22 protein-coding genes and 1 tRNA gene are annotated in these 16,513 nt (G+C 64.1%); 9 read left to right on the forward strand and 14 right to left on the reverse strand.

The annotated features are described in order from the left end of the window. Positions 1–517, forward strand: a 517-nt coding sequence (locus WA070_RS03670; protein WP_422632802.1) for a tyrosine-type recombinase/integrase, incomplete at its 5' end; no start/stop codon positions are given. Between the two features lie 10 nt (positions 518–527). Here the strand turns inward: WA070_RS03670 and WA070_RS03675 are convergent. From WA070_RS03675 to WA070_RS03695, 5 genes are all read right to left on the reverse strand, one after another. Further along, positions 528–604 (reverse strand) — tRNA-Arg (locus WA070_RS03675). 101 nt (positions 605–705) lie between these two features. Continuing rightward, complete coding sequence (locus tag WA070_RS03680; RefSeq protein WP_422632803.1) at positions 706–1,185, reverse strand: DUF1178 family protein; 480 nt, start codon at positions 1,183–1,185, stop codon at positions 706–708. Continuing rightward, positions 1,182–2,012 (reverse strand): carbon-nitrogen hydrolase family protein, encoded by an 831-nt coding sequence (locus WA070_RS03685; RefSeq protein ID WP_422632804.1) that lies wholly within the window; start codon positions 2,010–2,012, stop codon positions 1,182–1,184. Before WA070_RS03685 ends, WA070_RS03680 begins: the two co-directional genes overlap by 4 nt. Positions 2,013–2,017: 5 nt before the next feature. After that, entirely contained in the window at positions 2,018–2,275 is a 258-nt protein-coding gene (gene grxC / locus WA070_RS03690) for a glutaredoxin 3 (RefSeq protein WP_422632805.1), read from the reverse strand. A 42-nt stretch (positions 2,276–2,317) separates the two neighbouring features. Then, positions 2,318–3,076 carry a double zinc ribbon domain-containing protein gene (locus WA070_RS03695; RefSeq protein ID WP_422632806.1) on the reverse strand — a complete coding sequence of 253 codons (759 nt, stop codon included), beginning with the start codon at positions 3,074–3,076 and terminating at the stop codon, positions 2,318–2,320. A 44-nt stretch (positions 3,077–3,120) separates the two neighbouring features. Between WA070_RS03695 and WA070_RS03700 the strand changes: the two genes are divergently transcribed. The 5 genes from WA070_RS03700 (at position 3,121) to WA070_RS03720 (ending at position 6,214) form a co-directional block, all read left to right on the forward strand. Further along, entirely contained in the window at positions 3,121–3,999 is an 879-nt protein-coding gene (locus WA070_RS03700) for a class I SAM-dependent methyltransferase (RefSeq protein WP_422632807.1), read from the forward strand. Between the two features lie 136 nt (positions 4,000–4,135). After that, entirely contained in the window at positions 4,136–4,579 is a 444-nt protein-coding gene (locus tag WA070_RS03705; protein ID WP_422632808.1) for an HPr kinase/phosphorylase, read from the forward strand. Beyond that, the gene (rapZ, locus tag WA070_RS03710; RefSeq protein ID WP_422632809.1) at positions 4,576–5,544 is read left to right on the forward strand and encodes an RNase adapter RapZ; all 969 of its coding nucleotides are present in this window, start codon (positions 4,576–4,578) and stop codon (positions 5,542–5,544) included. The genes WA070_RS03705 and rapZ overlap by 4 nt, the downstream gene beginning before the upstream one ends. Continuing rightward, positions 5,541–5,945, forward strand: a complete 405-nt coding sequence (locus WA070_RS03715; RefSeq protein WP_422632810.1) for a PTS sugar transporter subunit IIA — start codon at positions 5,541–5,543, stop codon at positions 5,943–5,945. The genes rapZ and WA070_RS03715 overlap by 4 nt, the downstream gene beginning before the upstream one ends. Then, the gene (locus WA070_RS03720) at positions 5,942–6,214 is read left to right on the forward strand and encodes an HPr family phosphocarrier protein (RefSeq protein WP_422632811.1); all 273 of its coding nucleotides are present in this window, start codon (positions 5,942–5,944) and stop codon (positions 6,212–6,214) included. Before WA070_RS03715 ends, WA070_RS03720 begins: the two co-directional genes overlap by 4 nt. Positions 6,215–6,235: 21 nt before the next feature. On the opposite strand, the gene WA070_RS03725 is transcribed toward WA070_RS03720, so the two are convergent. Continuing rightward, entirely contained in the window at positions 6,236–7,312 is a 1,077-nt protein-coding gene (locus WA070_RS03725) for an AI-2E family transporter (protein ID WP_422632812.1), read from the reverse strand. 144 nt (positions 7,313–7,456) lie between these two features. On the opposite strand from WA070_RS03725, the gene WA070_RS03730 reads away from it, so the two are divergent. Together WA070_RS03730 and WA070_RS03735 are read left to right on the forward strand one after the other, a co-directional pair. Then, positions 7,457–8,269 carry a TrmH family RNA methyltransferase gene (locus WA070_RS03730; protein ID WP_422632813.1) on the forward strand — a complete coding sequence of 271 codons (813 nt, stop codon included), beginning with the start codon at positions 7,457–7,459 and terminating at the stop codon, positions 8,267–8,269. 131 nt (positions 8,270–8,400) lie between these two features. Further along, the gene (locus WA070_RS03735) at positions 8,401–9,678 is read left to right on the forward strand and encodes an MFS transporter (RefSeq protein WP_422632814.1); all 1,278 of its coding nucleotides are present in this window, start codon (positions 8,401–8,403) and stop codon (positions 9,676–9,678) included. On the opposite strand, the gene WA070_RS03740 is transcribed toward WA070_RS03735, so the two are convergent. From WA070_RS03740 to ffh, 8 genes are all read right to left on the reverse strand, one after another. After that, on the reverse strand, positions 9,649–9,993 hold the full coding sequence (locus tag WA070_RS03740; RefSeq protein ID WP_422632815.1) for a hypothetical protein: 345 nt from the start codon (positions 9,991–9,993) through the stop codon (positions 9,649–9,651). The two genes, WA070_RS03735 and WA070_RS03740, sit on opposite strands and share 30 nt — an antisense overlap. Positions 9,994–9,999: 6 nt before the next feature. Continuing rightward, positions 10,000–10,455 (reverse strand): hypothetical protein, encoded by a 456-nt coding sequence (locus tag WA070_RS03745; protein ID WP_422632816.1) that lies wholly within the window; start codon positions 10,453–10,455, stop codon positions 10,000–10,002. 284 nt (positions 10,456–10,739) lie between these two features. Beyond that, complete coding sequence (rplS, locus tag WA070_RS03750) at positions 10,740–11,108, reverse strand: 50S ribosomal protein L19 (protein ID WP_422632817.1); 369 nt, start codon at positions 11,106–11,108, stop codon at positions 10,740–10,742. Positions 11,109–11,114: 6 nt separating this feature from the next. Further along, positions 11,115–11,852 (reverse strand): tRNA (guanosine(37)-N1)-methyltransferase TrmD, encoded by a 738-nt coding sequence (gene trmD / locus WA070_RS03755; RefSeq protein ID WP_422632908.1) that lies wholly within the window; start codon positions 11,850–11,852, stop codon positions 11,115–11,117. Continuing rightward, positions 11,849–12,121 (reverse strand): hypothetical protein, encoded by a 273-nt coding sequence (locus tag WA070_RS03760; RefSeq protein WP_422632818.1) that lies wholly within the window; start codon positions 12,119–12,121, stop codon positions 11,849–11,851. The genes trmD and WA070_RS03760 overlap by 4 nt, the downstream gene beginning before the upstream one ends. Before the next feature lie 147 nt (positions 12,122–12,268). After that, positions 12,269–12,763 (reverse strand): ribosome maturation factor RimM, encoded by a 495-nt coding sequence (gene rimM / locus WA070_RS03765; RefSeq protein ID WP_422632819.1) that lies wholly within the window; start codon positions 12,761–12,763, stop codon positions 12,269–12,271. A 5-nt stretch (positions 12,764–12,768) separates the two neighbouring features. Continuing rightward, entirely contained in the window at positions 12,769–13,275 is a 507-nt protein-coding gene (rpsP, locus tag WA070_RS03770; protein WP_422632820.1) for a 30S ribosomal protein S16, read from the reverse strand. Between the two features lie 41 nt (positions 13,276–13,316). Continuing rightward, a complete protein-coding gene (gene ffh / locus WA070_RS03775; RefSeq protein ID WP_422632821.1) occupies positions 13,317–14,798 on the reverse strand; it encodes a signal recognition particle protein in 1,482 nt (493 codons plus the stop codon). A gap of 278 nt (positions 14,799–15,076) precedes the next feature. Between ffh and WA070_RS03780 the strand changes: the two genes are divergently transcribed. Then, on the forward strand, positions 15,077–16,483 hold the full coding sequence (locus tag WA070_RS03780; RefSeq protein ID WP_422632822.1) for an amino acid permease: 1,407 nt from the start codon (positions 15,077–15,079) through the stop codon (positions 16,481–16,483). The last annotated feature ends 30 nt before the right edge of the window (positions 16,484–16,513 follow it).

Here is a 16,513-nt window from a genome sequence, read left to right on the forward strand (position 1 = left end):
CAAAACCAACATCCCGATCTCGCCGCCTGAAAATCCAGCCGGCTGCTTAAACCATCGAAATGAGGGGTCCCTTTTAGACGCCGATCACCCCGCTAACGGGGTCCTTTTTGCACGCCGATCCACAGTCACGGTCAGCCTTCCTATCCTGCCACCTCTTGCCATCTCGATCTTGGCTACTCCCTCCCATGCAATGATCTTCATTCTAAACGGGTTTGGAAGGCCGTTTAGCGAGAAGGGATTCGGGAACAGGTTCCGCGTCTGGTGCGATAAGGCTGGGTTGCCAAACTGCACCGCGCACGGGCTTCGTAAGGCGGCGGCGCGGCGCTTTGCAGAGGCAGGATGTAGCAACCAACAAATCAAATCTTGGACCGGTCACACGACGGATAGCGAGGTTGCCCGCTATACCGCAGCCGCCGATCAAAAGACGCTTTCCGACGAGGCGGGCGACATGTTGATGGCTAACCTCCGCAAGAGGTTAGCCAATCGGGACGACAACCTCTTGGAAAAGGAGGCTTAATTGGCAATTGTGGTGCACCCGACGGGATTCGAACCCATGGCCCTTAGATTAGGAATCTAATGCTCTATCCTGCTGAGCTACGGGTGCACCGGGCGAAAGCGCAGGGCTTTCAGCCTTTGGGCGATAGCCATGGCCATGGCCTCCGTCAACCGGATCACGCCACCGTCATGCCCCGCCGATCAGCGCCCTTAGTTCTTCGCTTGGGGCGGGATCACGGGGAAGGGCAGCGGCGCGACCTCCACCCCTTCGGCGATCAATTCCTTCACCTCCTGCGGCGCGACTTCGCCATGGATGCTGGTGCGGTCCTGTTCGCCATAATGCATCGCACGCGCCTGTTCGGCAAATCCGCGCCCGACCCAGGTCGATCCTTCCAGCGCCTTTTTCTGCGCCTGCGCCATCGCATCGACCAGCGCGCGCATCCTGGCCTCATCGCCTGAACCCATGGCCACCGGCTTGGCCTCTTCGCTCTGCGCTGCCACAGGTGCCACCGCGCGATTACCCTTGGCACTCACGGCGGGTGCCATCACCGCCTTCCCGACCCGCCCGTCGCCGCACAGCGGACAGGCAATAAGCCCGCGCGCCTGCTGGTCGGCATAGTCCGCGCTGGACCCGAACCACGCCTCGAACACATGGCCCTGCCCCTCGCATTTCAGGTCGAATATAATCATGCCAGCGTCACCTGTGCCGGAATATCCCGCCGGTTCGTGATGGCAGGCACGCGGCCGCGCACATCGGCGACCTGCCCCATATCCAGATCGGCAAAGGCCAGTCCCCCAACGTCACCCATGTCCAGCAGCACCGCCCCCCACGGATCGACCACCAGACTATGCCCATAAGTGGTTCGCCCGTCCTCATGCAACCCCACCTGCGCCGTCGCGATCATGAAGCATCCCGCCTCGATCGCGCGCGCGCGCAACAGCACATGCCAATGCGCCTGCCCCGTCGGCACGGTAAAGGCGGCAGGCGCGAGCAAAATCGTCGCCCCCGCATTGGTCAGCGCGCGATACAGGTCTGGGAACCGCATGTCGTAACAGATGGAAAAGCCCATCCGCCCCCATGGCGTATCCGCCGCGACGACCTGCTCCCCCGGCCCATAGACCGACGATTCCCGCCAGCTTTCGTCCGAAGCCAGATCGACATCGAACAGATGGATTTTGTCGTACCGCGCCCGGATCGCACCGCGATCGTCGATCAGAAAGCTGCGATTGGCCCAGCGGCCATCGGCCCGCTCATCCTTCAGCGGCAACGACCCGATATGCACCCACAGCCCCGCTTTTGCCGCCGCATCCCGTACCGCCGCCAGCACAGGATCGTCGGCCTCCGACCGCAACGTCGCCGCCGCGCGCGTCCGGTCCCGGTCCAGGCATCCGGCCATTTCCGGCGTGAACAGCATGTCCGCGCCGCCCGCCTTCGCCCGCCCGATCGCATCCACGATCGCAGCGGCATTGACGGCAGGATCGACCCCACTCGTCATCTGAAACAAGGCAGCGCGCATGTTGGTCAAAGACCCAGCAACCCGTCGAGCTTGCCCTGTCGGTTCAGCGCAGCCATGTCGTCGCTGCCACCGATATGCGCCCCGTCGATGAAGATTTGCGGGACGGTCATGCCGCCATTGCTGCGCCCCAGCATCTCGTCACGCCTGGGTCCGCCCATCGTGATGTCATATTCCTCGAACGCGACGCCCTTGTCGTTGAGCAACGCCTTGGCCCGCGCGCAATAGCCGCAGAATGCCTTGGTATAGATTTCGACTTTAGCCATGAAAACTCCTTGCCCCTGAAATTGGGGGAACGCGCGGCTTTGTCAATCGGTGCCATGGCTCGTTTCGCGCCCCGGCATGGCCCGCGCCCAGCAGAGCAGCCGAATATCCGTCACCCCGCCCCGGCGCAGTATGCGCGCGCAGGCGGCCGCCGTGGCCCCACTGGTATGCACATCATCGACCAGCACCACCCGCCGCCCTTTCAGCCCATGCCCCTGCGCTAATGCAAATGCCCCCTGCACCGCCTTGGCCCGCGCCTTGCCATTCATGCCGCGCAAAGGCTGCGTCCGCCGCACCCGCTGCAATCCATGCCTGTCCACTGCCAGCCCCGTCAGCCGCCCCAGATGATCGGCGATCAGCGCCGACTGGTTAAACCCCCGCCCCCACAGGCGCCAGCGATGCAGCGGCACTGGCACGATCACGGGCGGATCGCCATCCACATCCCCGACATGGCGCACCATCTGCCGCGCGATCAGCCGCGCCAGCCCGATACGCCGCCCATATTTCAGGCGCAGCGCGACCGTGCGTGCCACATCGCCATAGGCCAGCACGGCGCGCGCGCTGTCAAACGGCGGCGGATCGGCCAGACACGCGCCGCACTCCGCGCCCGCGCCCATGTCATGTTCAAACGGCACGCCGCATCGCGCGCAACAGGGTTCGCCCAGAAACTCCATCCCGCTCCAGCAGGTCAGGCAAAACCCATGATCCTCCCCCACGATCGCCCCGCAACCGGGGCAGCGCGGCGGTAGCGCATAATCCAGTATCGGGCGGAATGTGGCCTTGAGAAGCAGCGGCAGCGACATGATCTGCCTTGTCGCCGCTTGCCCGCCGATGCACAAGGCCCGCCATGACCGCCGCCAACGACACGCCCCGTCCCGATATTTTCGACCGGCGCCTACGCGCCCGCCAGCGTGACCGGATGGTGCCGCGCTTTGCCGATCACGACTTTCTCTATCGCATGATGCTGGACGAACTGATCGACCGGCTGGGCGACGTGCAACGTGACTTGCCCGAAGCGCTCGTCATCGGCTGCCCGGACGGCAGCGCCCGCACGAGCCTGCGGGCGATGGGCAAGCGCGTCGCCTGCATCGACCCCGGCTTCCTGACGGCAAAGGGAGCGGGCGGGGTTCAGGCGGACGAGGACGCCCTGCCCTTTGCCGACAATAGTTTCGACCTCATCCTCGCCTGCGGCACGCTCGACAGCGTCAACGACCTGCCCGGCGCGCTGATCCTGATGCGACGTATCCTGCGCCCCGACGGCTTGATGCTCGCCGCCTTTTCCGGCGCGGGCAGCTTGCCCCGCCTGAAATCCGCCCTGCTTGGCGCGGAAGGCGACCGTCCCGGCCAGCATGTCCACCCACAGATCGACGTGCGCGCGGCGGGCGACCTGCTCAGCCGCACCGGCTTCGCCATGCCCGTGGCCGATGGCGAAACCCTCTCCATTCGCTATGGCGACATCGCGCGCCTGATGCATGACCTGCGCTTCATGGGCGCGGGCAACGCGCTGGCCAATCGCCCCCCGCCCCTGACCCGCGCCGTGCTGGCCGACGCAGCGGAGCATTTCGCCAAAGCCGCCGACCCGGACGGCCGCACCGCCGAACAAATGGCCATCGTCTATCTGTCCGGCTGGAAACCCGACCCCAGCCAGACCGCCCCCGCCCGCAGAGGCAGCGCGACCGTCTCACTGGCAGAGGCACTGAAGGGTAAGGATCAGGCGGGTCAGTGACTGTCAAAAGCCCGTTCGCCCTGAGCCTGTCGAAGGGCCATCCTTCTTCACACCCAACCCGCACAGAATGGCACACCGCCCCCCAATAAAAACCGGTTCCCGTTTGCCCCCACCGCCCCTACAAGCATGCGGGGACATGGCACGCGCACTTTCATCCGAAACGCTTCACGCGACCAGCGTGGCCATTGATGGCCGCGCCATATTGCTGTGCGGGCCAAGCGGGACCGGCAAGTCGGACCTCGCACTGCGTCTGATCGACCGGGGCGCAACGCTGGTCAGCGACGACTATACGCTGGTCCAGCGTCTGGACGGCCAACTGGTCGCCGCCGCCCCCGCCACGATCGCGGGCATGATCGAAGTGCGCGGCATCGGCCTCGTCCCCATGCCCCATGCACCGCAGACCCCCGTCGCCTTGCTGGTCGATCTGTTCGATGTCGTCGATCGCATGCCGCTCACGCCCATGCTGCGCCGGGTGGCGGGCATGGATGTGCCAGTGATGAAAATCGCCCCATTCGAATCGTCCGCGCCGATCAAGGTCGAGCTGGCGCTGCGCACCTTCGGCCTGCCCCTCGCCCCATGACGCCCGGCGCCTATCCCAAGACGATCCTGCTGCTGTCGGGCCTGTCTGGCGCAGGCAAGACGACGGCGCTCAAAACGCTGGAGGATATGGGCTGGGAAGCAGTGGACAATCTGCCCCTCGTCCTGCTCGACCGGCTGCTCGACACGCCGCTGGCCGCTGGCCATGCAGGCGAAGATGAACGCCCCCTCGCGCTGGGCATCGACGCGCGCACGCGCGGTTTCGACGCCCATGCCATCGTTCAGCGGATCAAGGCGCTGCGCGAAAAATATGGTCAGGCCATCGAAACCCTGTTCCTCGATTGCTCCGGCACGGAACTGGAACGTCGCTTCGCCGAAACGCGTCGCCGTCACCCGCTGGCGCTGGATCGACCCGCCGCCGACGGCATCGCGCGCGAAAGGGAACTGACCGAACCGCTGCGCCGATGGGCAACACAGGTCATCGACACGACCAGCTTCAACAGCAACGGCCTGCAACAGGAAATCCGCAGCCGCTTTGCAGGCGAGCGATCGTCGGACCCGGTGCTGACCATCATGTCCTTCGGCTTTTCGCGCGGCGTGCCCCGCAACGCCGACCTGATGTTCGACATGCGTTTCCTGCGCAATCCGCATTGGGACGAAGCATTGCGGCCCAGAACGGGTCTGGATGCCGACGTCGCCGCCTATATCATGGCCGATCCCGCCTATGAGGATGCGGTGGGCAAGATCGAGGATCTGCTCATCACCCTGCTGCCGCGCTATGCGGACGCGGGCAAAGCCTATGTTACGGTTGCCTTCGGCTGCACCGGAGGACGCCATCGTTCCGTGCATGTCGCGACCCGTGTCGCCAAATACTTGCAAGACGCGGGCTTTTCGCCCACGGTCTCGCACCGCAATATGGAATCGGCGCCCCAGGATAGTCTGGAGAAGCATCGACCGGGAGGCCCGAAAGCAAGCAGCATGAAGCAGGTGGGCGCCAAAAGCACATGATCGGACTCGTACTCGTCACCCATGGGTCGCTGGCGACCGAATTCGTCGTGGCCATGGAACATGTCGTTGGCCCCCAGCAGCAGATCGCAACGATCTGCATCGGGCCGGAGGATGACATGGAATTGCGCCGCGCGGACATCGCGACGGCGGTCGCGCACGTCAACGATGGCACGGGCGTCATCCTGCTGACCGACCTGTTCGGCGGCACGCCGTCCAACCTTGCCATATCGCTGCTGAAAGCTGGCGAGATCGAAGTGATCGCAGGCATCAACCTGCCCATGCTCATCCGTCTGGAAAGCGCGCGCAAGGTCATGGACGTCCGCGCCGCCGTCGCCGCCGCGCGCGAAGCGGGTCAGAAATACATCAGCGTAGCGTCGGAACTGTTGGGCAGCACCACATGAACGAAATCAGCCGGGACGTCAGGATCAGCAACAAGCGGGGACTGCACGCCCGCGCCAGCGCCAAATTCGTGACACTGGCCAGCGGCCTGCCTGCCGAGATTCTGGTGTCCAAGGATGGCAACCATGTCACCGGCACGTCGATCATGGGGCTGATGATGCTGGGCGCGGCGATGGGCGACAGCATCACGATCAAGGCCAGTGGCCCGGAAGCCGCCGACGCGCTGCTCAAGCTCGTCACTCTTGTCGAGGACAAGTTCGGGGAGGAATAAACCCTCCCCGCGCTCAGCCCCTCAATCGGCGATCTGCCCTTCACGGCGCATCTGGGTGAAGATGTTCCATGTCGATATGAACAGCGCGGCGATGACCGGCCCGATCACGATCCCGTTGAACCCGAACAGCTCGATCCCGCCCAGCGTGGAAATCAGCACGACATAGTCGGGGATGCGCGTATCGCGGCCCACCAGTATCGGGCGCAGCACATTATCGACCGATCCGATGATGATCGCGCCAGCCGCCACGACCACCGCCGCCTGCCAGATCGCGCCCGTCGCAAACAGATAGAGCGCCACTGGTCCCCACACGATCGCCGCGCCGATGGCGGGCAATAGTGAGAAAGCGCCCATCAGCACGCCCCACAATAGCGCGCCCTGTATGCCAACGGCCCAGAAGATGATCCCGCCCAGCACGCCCTGTACGATGGCAACGACCAGACTGCCCTTCACCGTCGCGCGGATCACGATGACGAAACGGCTCAACAGCGCCTCGCGCTGATGCGGGCGCAACGGCGCAGCCTCGGAAAAGCGCTTCGACAGGCGATCCCCGTCGCGCAGCAGGAAGAACGCCAGATACAGCATGACGCCCAGCGCAATGATGAAGCTGAACGCGCCCTGCCCGATCAGCAGCGCCTGCCCCGCCCATGTGCGAAAACTGCTCGTCAGCCCGCGCGTCACGGTAATGCGCGCAGCGTCGAAATTACTGAGGCCAAAGCGCCGCAACATGCCATGCGCCCATTCGGGCAACGCCGCCTGCATTTGCGAAAACATGCGAGCGAAATCAATCTGGCCGGACTGAATCTGCGCATAGATATGCGCCGCTTCCTGAATCAGCGCGAACGCCAGGAATATCGCCGGGATGATGACGATCGCGATGATCAGCAGCAATGTAATCAGCGCAGCACTGGTGCGCCGCTCTGGCATTTTTGCCGCGATCCGCTGCTGGATCGGCCAGAACAGGATGGCGACGATCACGCCCCACAGCACGGCCGCAAAAAATGGCTCCAGCACGGCGGCAAAGGCAATGGTGACAAGGATGACCAGGCACAGGAAGAACCCGTCTTCCAATTTATAGGATCGTGTCGGCGTGCTCATCAAGTCCCCCTAGGCAAAGTCGGGGTCAAAATCCATGGCGATCGTTGCGGTTCCATTACGGATGTCGCTTTGCCAAAGCCCCCTGTCCTTTTGTGCGGCAGATCGCTAGAGCAGCCGTTCATTCTGGTAGGGAACGACAGCATAGTGGCACGCGAGATCACCGGATTTTCCAACCCGCTGGTGAAGCGCGTCCGATCCTTGCGCGAAAAGAAACATCGCAAGGCCGAAGGGCTGTTCCTCGCCGAAGGACTCCGCATCCTGACCGAAGCACGCGAGGAAGGCGTCTTGCCGCAAATGCTGTTCCACGCCGGGTCCAGCCACCCGCTCGCGCTGGACCTGATCGCCGCGATGGAGGCGGCAGGCGGGGAAGAAGCAGGCTACGACATCATCGAAACCACGCCCGACATCCTGTCCAAGATCAGCGGCAAGGATAATGCGCAGGCGGTCGTGGGCGTCTATCGCGACCGGCTGACCCCGCTGACAAAGCTGGACCGCGCCAGCGCCGACATCTGGATCGTCGCCCAATCGCTGCGCGACCCCGGCAACCTGGGCACCATATTACGCACCGGCGACGCGGTCGGCGCGGGCGGCATCATCCTCATCGACGATTGCGTCGATCCCTTCTCGGTCGAATCCGTGCGCGCCAGCATGGGCGCGCTCTTCACCCAGTCGATCACACAGGCCCGCTGGCCCGAATTCATGGCCTGGCTGCGCGCCGGTCCGGGCGAACTGATCGGCACCAGCCTCAAAGCCACGCACGACTATCAGGCACCGACGTATCAAAGCCCCGCCTTCCTGCTCGTCGGCAACGAAGCGCAGGGCTTGCCGGAAGACTACGAGGCGGAATGCGACCTGCTGGTCAAGATGCCGATGCTGGGCAAGGCCGACAGCCTGAACGCAGCGGTGGCGACAGCGGTGATGGCCTATGAATTGCTAAACCAGAAACGGAAGAACTAAAAAGACCGTCATTCCCGCGCAGGCGGGAACCCATCTCCCGCCTGCGCCGCATAGGATAAAGCCGGAGATGGATTCCCGCCTGCGCGGGAATGACGAGATTAAATTAAGCGATTTGGGGCGGAGAACAGGACATGACCAACACAAACGGCATAGGCGAAATGTGGCGGCACAAGCGTGTCCTGTCGGCCAGCCTGATCGGCACGGCGGTCGAATTTTACGACTTCTACATCTACGCCACTGCCGCCAGCCTGATCTTCCCAACGCTCTTCTTCCCCTCCTCCTCCCCCTCCGCGCAACTGCTCGCCTCCTATGGCAGCCTCGCGCTTGCCTTCCTCGCCCGGCCACTGGGCGCGGCGATCTTCGGCCATTATGGCGACCGTGTAGGGCGTAAGGCGACGCTGGTTACGTCGCTGATGCTGATGGGCGGCTGCACGCTCGCCATCGGCTTCCTGCCCACCCATGCGCAGATCGGCTGGTGGGCGCCGCTCATCCTGTGCATCCTGCGCTTCGGGCAGGGGCTTGGCCTTGGCGGCGAATGGGGCGGCGCGGCCCTGCTGGCGGTGGAGAACGCCCCGCCGGGCTGGCGCGCGCGCTTTGGCATGTTCCCGCAACTGGGCGCCCCGGTCGGCTTCATCGCCGCCAACGGCCTGTTCCTGATCCTCGGCACGATGCTGTCGGACGCCGATTTCTACGCATGGGGCTGGCGCCTGCCATTTCTGGGCAGTTCGGTCCTCGTCTTCCTTGGCCTCTGGGTCCGCCTGAAACTCACCGAAACGCCGGAGTTCGCCGCCGCGCAGGCCGAAGCACCGCCGCCCGCCATGCCGCTCGCCGACCTGCTGCGCAATCATCTGGGCGCGGCCATCGCCGGCACTTTCGCCGTCGTCGCCTGCTTCGCCATCTATTATATCGCGACCGCCTTCGCGCTGGGATACGGCACCACCACGCTCCAAATCCCGCGTGGCCAGTTTCTGTCGATTCAGCTGGGCGCGATTATGTTCATGGCAATCAGCATCGTGATCGCCGGATGGTGGGCCGACAAATCCAGCCCCACTCGCGTGCTGGCATGGGGTTGCATCGGCACCGTGTTCATGGGCCTGATCTTCGGCCCGATGATCGGCACCGGCGCGCTGCTGCCGGTCTTCGCGATACTCAGCCTCGCGCTGTTCCTGATGGGCTTCGTCTATGGCCCGCTCGGCGCTTACCTGCCCGCTCTCTTCCCGATCCAGCTACGCTACACCGGCGCATCCTTCGCCTTTAACCTGGGCGGTATCCTCGGCGGCGCGCTCGCACCCATCGTAGCAACCTGGCTGATCGCGGCGCAGGGCGTCGGCCTCGTTGGCCTCTATATGTCGGCGGCAGCGGCGATCAGTCTGGGCGGCCTATGGTTCACCAGCCGCGCGCCAGCCTGATCGCCGCAGGACGCGCCGCATGATGATTGCCGTCGGAATCCCCACCAGGACACCGATGCACAGCGCGTAGAACAGAAAAAAGACCATCGCAAAGATGACCATGCCGACCGAGCCACCCGGTTCCTGCGGCGATGCCTGCGCTAGCGTCACGACGACGGCCACGACAAAAGCGAGCACGGCCAGCATCGGAAACGCACTGGCCGACACCAGCACATGCCGCCGCCCGCTCATCCCCGGCCACCGCCGCGCGCCATAGCGGCACACGCCAACAGTCAGAAGTACCGCCAGCAGCGCCGATCCGATCAGATATTCCATATTACATCACCCGCAAGGCCTAGTAGGCAGTGTCTTTTGCGCGCCTGCCAGTGACAGCACGACCTGACGCCCATCGGCATAGCGCACCGTCACGATGTCCCGCCCACGCAGATCGCCCCATAGCTGGCGAAAGGCTGCAGACGCCCCCGCATCGGCGATCTGCACGCTACCCTGCGCATCCGTCATAAAAGCCGTCTCGCGCGACCCGGCGCGCGACGATGCCGTCAGCCGCAATCGGCTATTGGCAGGCGGCGCCTGCCCCCTGATCTGCGGCATGATCGACACACCCTTGCCCCTGCACGACAGGTTCAGCGCCCCGCCGGTCGTCGCATCCCACTCACCGGTCAGATATTCGGCAATCCCGTTCTGGAATGTATAATGCCACAGGCTCCCACCCGCCGCTATCGCCGCAACCGGCATAGCCGCCATCCCGGCGACCGCCATCCATAACCCGATGCGCATAGCATCCATCTCCTGTCCTACAGGAAAGGAAAGCCCCACCGGGCGGCCGGTTCCCGAACCTTCCCTACATGGCTTTTTGGGCGCGATGGATGCTGAACCAAGTTAAAAGGGGAAGCGCTCCACATTCTTAGATCCTCCCCTTGCAAGGGGAGGTGGCGGCGCGCAGCGCCGACGGAGGGGTGTCCCCCTCTCCCAAACACACCCCCCATCGACACCCAAACAAAAAAGCGGCGGCCCCTCTCGGAACCGCCGCCTCTATTGCGTCAGCCAATGATCGGTGAAGATCAGCCTTCGGTGCGGACGTCGCGGCGCTCGGCGATGCGAGCGCGCTTGCCGGTCCGGCCACGCAGATAATAGAGCTTGGCGCGACGCACGATGCCGCGACGGACAACGGTGATCGAATCCAGGTTGGGCGAATAGAGCGGGAATACGCGCTCCACGCCTTCGCCGAACGAAATCTTGCGCACGGTGAAGTTGGAACCCATGCCCTTGTTCGAACGCGCGATGCACACGCCTTCGTAGTTCTGGACACGGCTACGCTCGCCTTCGACCACCTTCACGCCGACGCGCAGGGTGTCGCCGGGGCGGAAATCGGGGATGTCCTTGCCGAGGGCGGCGATGTTTTCCGCCTCGATCTGCTGGATGATGTTCATATGACGTCAGTCCTTAGTTCTACGTTGCGCACCAGAGGGCGACTGGACCCGAACGTCGATGTGACGTTCCCAAAGGTCCGGCCGCCTTAGCCGTGTATCATCCTCCGCCTGTTGTTTCCGCCAGGCGGCGATCTTAGCATGATCCCCCGATCGCAACACCTGCGGGATCGTGCGCCCCTCCCATTCGACCGGGCGGGTATAGTGTGGATATTCGAGCAGCCCCGTTTCAAAGGACTCCTCCACCCCACTGGAAGCCGCGCCCATTACACCGGGAAGCAGCCGGACGCAAGCATCGAGCAGCAGCAGCGCCGCCATCTCGCCACCGGACAAGATTATGTCGCCCATGCTGACCTGTTCGATCGGTCTGGCGTCGAAAATCCGCTCGTCAAACCCCTCGAACCGCCCGCACAGGATCGTCACCCCCGGCCCCTCCGCCAACTGCCGCACCCGCGCCTGCGTAATCGGCGCGCCACGCGGCGTCATCGCCAGCACGGGCAGGTCGGGCCGCTGCGCCATCGCATGGTCGATGGACCGGGACAGGATGTCCGCGCGCAACACCATCCCCGCCCCGCCCCCAGCCGGGGTATCGTCCACCGTGCGATGCTTGTCAGTGGCAAAGTCGCGGATATGGATCGGGTCGCACGACCATGTTCCCTCCGCCAGCGCACGGCCCGCCAGCGACACGCCCAATGGCCCCGGAAACATTTCCGGGTAGAGCGTCAATATCTGCGCGGCAAAGCTCATGCCCGACGCATCCGCATCCACGCCACGCCCATCCCGGCACACAGACACAGCGTCCCGCACAGCAGCAGCACGAGGCCAAGCCCTAGCAGGATGTCAGCAAAGGGCCGGTCAGGATGCAGCAGCGCTGGCAGCAGGAACAGCATCGGCAACGGACAGACCAGCAACGCCCCCGCCGCTGTCTTCACGCCGCGCGACCACGCCATGCCAAACAGACGCCAGCCCGCACCCAGCATGATCAGCAAATAGACGGCAATGAGGATGTTGGACATGATCCGCGCTTAAGCCAAGCCACCCGCGCCGTCCAGACAGGTGTCCCACCAACCCATGTTGGACAGCGCTGTCAGCCTATCAAAAGGCGCAATATATGTGGTGCTCGCTCAGGGAATTGACGACCGGACGATCCGCCGCCCGCCCCGTCATTCCACGAACAAAGCGTCAATCAGCGCGCCGTCATCCGACAAGGTCACAGCATGCATCGGCACCATGAACCGCTTGCCCTTCGCGCCATCGACCGGGGGCCGCTGGATTTCGATAACGTCGCCAGCACCGAAATTCTCGATCGCGATGATCGCGCCCAATGCCTCGCCCTCGCTGGACAGGCACGGCAGGCCGATCACGTCGGCATGATAATATTCGCCCTCGCCCAAAGGCGGCAGGGCGGATCGCGGGACGGTCAATGCCGTGCCCCGCAGCGCTTCGGCTCCACTGCGATCGCTGACCTCGGCAAAGCGCGCGACAGCGCCATTGGAGCCGGGGCGCAGCGACTTCAACGTCAACCTGCGCCCCGCCGCATCGAAACTGCCATAGCTTTTGAGGCTCTCGACCCCTTCGCCAAACAGCTTCAGACGGACTTCGCCCGCCACTCCATGGGCGCCGACGATCGCGGCGAGAGTGACGGGCTTGTCGGTCAAGGGGTTCAGCCCTCGGTCTTTTCAGCAGCGGCTTCTTCGGCAGGAGCCTCTTCAGCAACTGGCGCGTCTTCAGCAGGCGCTTCGACGGCAGGTGCTTCGTCAGCAGGCGCTTCAACCGGTGCCTTGGCAGCTTCTTCAGCAGCGGCGCGTGCGGCGTCGGCGGTTTCCTGCGCTTCGGCGGCCTTGGTCGCACGATCTTCGGCGCGATCCTTGGCCTTCTGGCCCGGCACGGCCTTGTTCGGGTTGTTGCGCGCAGGGCGCTCCTTCACGCCAGCGGCGTCCAGGAAGCGCGCAACGCGATCGGTCGGCTGCGCACCAGCGGCGACCCAGTGCTTCGCACGTTCGGTGTCCAGCACAACGCGCTTTTCGTCGCCCTTGGGCAGCACGGGGTTGTAGCTGCCGATGCGCTCGATGAACTTGCCATCACGCGGCGCGCGGCTGTCGGCCACGACGATGCGATAATAAGGGCGCTTCTTGGAGCCGCCGCGCGACAGACGAATGGACGTTGCCATGGAACTTACCTTTCTACTTTGATCTGAAACTTGAAAACGAATTATTTCTTCATGAAATTCTGAAAGCCCGGCGGCAATTTGGGCATGTTACCGCCCAATCCACCAAGCCCGCCCAGTCCCGACAGGTCGGGACCACCCGCGCCGCCATCGGGACCACCCGCTCCGCCAAGACCGCCCATGCCGCCCCCGCCGAACATCTTAGCCAGCCCTTTCAGGCCGCCCATCTTGCGGATCTTCTTCATCGCGCTTTCCATTTCCTGATGCATTTTCAGGAGACGGTTGACGTCCTGCACGGTGCGGCCTGCGCCCTTGGCGATGCGGATCTTGCGCTTGGCGCTGATGATCGCGGGCCTCTCCCGCTCCTTGGGCGTCATCGACCCGATCATCGCGTCCAGATGGATCAGCGTCTTGTCGTTCGCGCCGCTGTTGGCCATCGCCGCCTGCGCCTTTTTCAGGCCCGGCAGCATGCCCGCCAGCGCGCCAAGCCCGCCCATGCGGCGCATCTGGCCCAGCTGCGCGCGCAGGTCGTTCATGTCGAACTGACCCTTGGCCATCTTCTTGGCCAGCTTGTCAGCTTCATCCGCGTCGATAGATTCGGCGGCCCGTTCGACCAGCGAGACGACATCGCCCATGCCCAATATACGCTGCGCGACCCGCTCAGGGTGGAACAGTTCCAGCGCGTCCAGCTTTTCGCCGGTGCCCGCGAACTTGATCGGCCGCCCCGTCACCGCTCGCATCGACAGCGCCGCACCACCGCGCGCGTCGCCGTCCATGCGAGTCAGCACCACCCCGGTCAACGGCACCTGCGCCGTGAAATTCTGCGCAACGTTTACCGCATCCTGACCGGTCAGCGAATCGACCACCAGCAGGATTTCGGCAGGATTGCTGACGTCGGCGACAGCCTTCATCTCGTCCATCAACGCCTGATCGACATGCAATCGACCAGCCGTGTCGAGCATGACGACGTCAAAGCCCTGCAACTTGGCCGACTGGAGCGCACGGCGGGCGATCTCGACCGGCTGCTGCCCCGCGACGATCGGCAAAGTCGCAACGTCAATCTGCGTGCCAAGCACGGCAAGCTGTTCCTGCGCGGCCGGACGCTGGACGTCGAGCGACGCCATCAGAACTTTCTTGCGCTCACGCTCTTTCAAACGCTTGGCGATCTTGGCCGTCGTCGTGGTCTTGCCCGACCCTTGCAGGCCCACCATCATGATGACGGCGGGCGGCGTGACGTCGATCATCAGGTCGGACGCTTGCGAACCCAGCGTTTCGGTCAGCGTGTCCGACACGATCTTGACGACCATCTGACCCGGCGTGACGGACCGCAACACGTCGCTGCCGACCGCACGTTCGGTCGCCTGATCGACGAAACTGCGCACGACGGGCAAGGCGACGTCGGCTTCCAGCAGCGCGATTCGCACCTCGCGCATCGCGGCGCGGACATCGTCCTCCGTCAGCGCACCGCGCCCACGTAGTTTGTCGAATACCCCGCTCAAACGATCGCTTAGCGAATCGAACATCATCACCTCATATCGGGCCAAAGCCCGCAAAACCGTGCATCAACCCATCAAACGACAAAATCGCCGGTGGGCGAAACCTCGCCAACCAGCGTCCATACAGAGCGCCTCTTGCACCCAATGGATATGTCAGGGTTCGGACGGAAAACCGCCCTACTGCACCGCGCCCGTAGCGCAAGGCGCTTCCGATTGCAACAAGGCGCATGCAGTCGCGCGCTCCACTTGCACCGGAGCCGACTTTGCGCCAGCTAATTGTACAGCGATAAAAGGGGAACGCCAAGATCATGAGCTGGACACGCCGCAAGTCGATGGAGGCGATGACACCCGCCAACGAAGGGCACAGGCTGGCGCGCACCCTGTCATGGCCACATCTGCTGGCGCTGGGCGTCGGCGCGATCGTGGGCACTGGCATCCTGACCCTGATCGGCGTGGGCGCCGACCGGGCCGGGCCATCCGTCCTCCTGTCCTTCGCCATAGCGGGCGCGATCTGCGCATGCGCTGCCCTTTGCTATGCCGAACTGTCCACGATGATGCCTGCGGCAGGCAGCGCATACAGCTATAGCTATGTCGCGCTGGGCGAAGGCATTGCCTGGATCGTCGGGTGGAGCCTCATCCTGGAATATAGTCTGGTCGTATCGACCGTGGCGGTCGGCTGGTCAGGCTATGCCGCGCCGCTGCTGACGTCCGTGGGCTTTCCGCAAGCCTTGACGCAGGGACCGGAACTGGGCGGCGTTATCAATCTTCCCGCCATCTTCATCATCGCGGTGGTCGCGGGCCTGTTGATGCTAGGCACCCGTGAAAGCGCGCGCCTTAACAGCGTGCTCGTCCTTATCAAGATTGCGACGCTCAGCCTGTTCGTGTGGGTCGCCCTCCCCGCCTTCGACGCGCAAAACCTGCACCCGTTCATGCCCTTTGGCTTTACCAAGCATATGGGACCGGATGGGGTCGAGCGCGGCGTGATGGCCGCCGCCGCAATCATCTTCTTCGCTTTCTATGGCTTTGACGCCATATCAACCGCAGCGGAGGAAGCGAAGAACCCGGATCGCGATCTGGCCATCGGCATCGTCGGGTCGCTCATCATCTGCACGCTGATCTACGTCCTCGTCGCTGCCGCAGCGATCGGGGCCATGCCCTTCACCCGCTTTGCCGACAGCCCCGAACCATTGGCTCTCATCCTGCGCGAAATGGGTCAGGGCGGGGTTGCGCGGATCGTCGGCATCGCTGCCGTCATCGCCCTGCCCACCGTTCTGCTGGGCTTCCTCTATGGCCAGAGCCGCATCTTTCTGGTGATGGCGCGCGACGGCTTCCTGCCGCAATCGCTGGCGAAGATTTCCAAGCGCGGCACACCAGTGCGCATCACCATAGTGACAGCCATACTTGTGGCGATCATCGCGGGCGCCCTGCCGATCGATGAAATCGCCGCGCTGGCCAACGCAGGCACGCTGATCGCCTTTGCCGCCGTGGGTGCCTGCCTCCTAGTCCTGCGCCGCCGTAGCCCGAACATCCGACGCCCATTCCGCGCGCCTGCCGCATGGTTCGTCGGGCTGGGTGCGATCGGGGGTTGCGCCTATCTGTTCGCCAGCCTGCCAATGAAAACGATCATGGCGTGCCTGGCGTGGAATGCGGTCGGGCTGGCGGTGTATTTTCTCTATGGACAACGCAGGGCGGTGATTGCCTACGACAAAGCGTGAAAGAGCAGACGCGCAGACTCGCCTTTTCTC

Origin of the sequence: Sphingobium sp. (assembly GCF_049304695.1) — a bacterium.
In the GTDB taxonomy this organism is placed as follows: domain Bacteria; phylum Pseudomonadota; class Alphaproteobacteria; order Sphingomonadales; family Sphingomonadaceae; genus Sphingobium.

Bases quoted from the DNA above. Each gene is read 5' to 3' on its own strand.
- WA070_RS03680 (WP_422632803.1), bottom strand. From the start codon at position 1,185: ATGATTATATTCGACCTGAAATGCGAGGGGCAGGGCCATGTGTTCGAG.
- WA070_RS03685 (WP_422632804.1), bottom strand. From the start codon at position 2,012: ATGCGCGCTGCCTTGTTTCAGATGACGAGTGGGGTCGATCCTGCCGTC.
- grxC (WP_422632805.1), bottom strand. From the start codon at position 2,275: ATGGCTAAAGTCGAAATCTATACCAAGGCATTCTGCGGCTATTGCGCG.
- WA070_RS03695 (WP_422632806.1), bottom strand. From the start codon at position 3,076: ATGTCGCTGCCGCTGCTTCTCAAGGCCACATTCCGCCCGATACTGGAT.
- WA070_RS03700 (WP_422632807.1), top strand. From the start codon at position 3,121: ATGACCGCCGCCAACGACACGCCCCGTCCCGATATTTTCGACCGGCGC.
- WA070_RS03705 (WP_422632808.1), top strand. From the start codon at position 4,136: ATGGCACGCGCACTTTCATCCGAAACGCTTCACGCGACCAGCGTGGCC.
- rapZ (WP_422632809.1), top strand. From the start codon at position 4,576: ATGACGCCCGGCGCCTATCCCAAGACGATCCTGCTGCTGTCGGGCCTG.
- WA070_RS03715 (WP_422632810.1), top strand. From the start codon at position 5,541: ATGATCGGACTCGTACTCGTCACCCATGGGTCGCTGGCGACCGAATTC.
- WA070_RS03720 (WP_422632811.1), top strand. From the start codon at position 5,942: ATGAACGAAATCAGCCGGGACGTCAGGATCAGCAACAAGCGGGGACTG.
- WA070_RS03725 (WP_422632812.1), bottom strand. From the start codon at position 7,312: ATGAGCACGCCGACACGATCCTATAAATTGGAAGACGGGTTCTTCCTG.
- WA070_RS03735 (WP_422632814.1), top strand. From the start codon at position 8,401: ATGACCAACACAAACGGCATAGGCGAAATGTGGCGGCACAAGCGTGTC.
- WA070_RS03740 (WP_422632815.1), bottom strand. From the start codon at position 9,993: ATGGAATATCTGATCGGATCGGCGCTGCTGGCGGTACTTCTGACTGTT.
- WA070_RS03745 (WP_422632816.1), bottom strand. From the start codon at position 10,455: ATGCGCATCGGGTTATGGATGGCGGTCGCCGGGATGGCGGCTATGCCG.
- rplS (WP_422632817.1), bottom strand. From the start codon at position 11,108: ATGAACATCATCCAGCAGATCGAGGCGGAAAACATCGCCGCCCTCGGC.
- trmD (WP_422632908.1), bottom strand. From the start codon at position 11,852: ATGAGCTTTGCCGCGCAGATATTGACGCTCTACCCGGAAATGTTTCCG.
- WA070_RS03760 (WP_422632818.1), bottom strand. From the start codon at position 12,121: ATGTCCAACATCCTCATTGCCGTCTATTTGCTGATCATGCTGGGTGCG.
- rpsP (WP_422632820.1), bottom strand. From the start codon at position 13,275: ATGGCAACGTCCATTCGTCTGTCGCGCGGCGGCTCCAAGAAGCGCCCT.
- ffh (WP_422632821.1), bottom strand. From the start codon at position 14,798: ATGATGTTCGATTCGCTAAGCGATCGTTTGAGCGGGGTATTCGACAAA.
- WA070_RS03780 (WP_422632822.1), top strand. From the start codon at position 15,077: ATGAGCTGGACACGCCGCAAGTCGATGGAGGCGATGACACCCGCCAAC.